The sequence below is a fragment of the Butyricicoccus sp. AF18-9LB genome (genome assembly GCF_027684505.1).
GTDB classification, from domain to species: Bacteria; Bacillota; Clostridia; order Oscillospirales; family Butyricicoccaceae; genus Agathobaculum; species Agathobaculum butyriciproducens.
The window spans coordinates 1-423 of sequence record NZ_JAQCWA010000065.1 but is presented as its reverse complement, the minus strand read 5'-3'; the positions used below and the strand labels follow the sequence as shown (position 1 = coordinate 423).

Here is a 423-nt window from a genome sequence, read left to right as displayed (position 1 = left end):
AAAGCCGGTTAATATGGCATTATCTTCGAGGTTACGTTCGCATTAGAATGTTAATGCGTCCTTGCTCAGCACTGAAAATAGTCGATCCAATCATCTCTATCAGTATCATTCTTCATGTAGGTAGCAATCTTTTTGTACTGCTTAAAGTAAGCATATTTATCCTTATAGCTATCCCACTTCGGCTTGCTGCCATCGGACAGGATGGCATATCCGTATTGAGACGTATCGAAAGCGTTATCGTTGCTAATCTGAAGAATAATAAACTTGCCGGACAGACTTGCGCTGGCACCACTCATGCGCTTTTTCTGCGCATAAATTGCGTCTAAAGCCGTTGTGCTGGCAGCAATAGCGCTCAAAGCTGTACTCGACGCTGCAATCGCCGTCATAGCGGTCTGGGACGCTGCAATCGCCGCCATAGCGGTC

Annotated in this window: 1 protein-coding gene; it reads right to left on the bottom strand. The window is 46.1% G+C overall.

What is annotated here, in order from left to right:
• Positions 1-65 precede the first annotated feature (65 nt).
• The coding region (locus PGY33_RS14315; protein ID WP_270479216.1) for a hypothetical protein at positions 66-423 on the bottom strand (358 nt) is incomplete at its 5' end.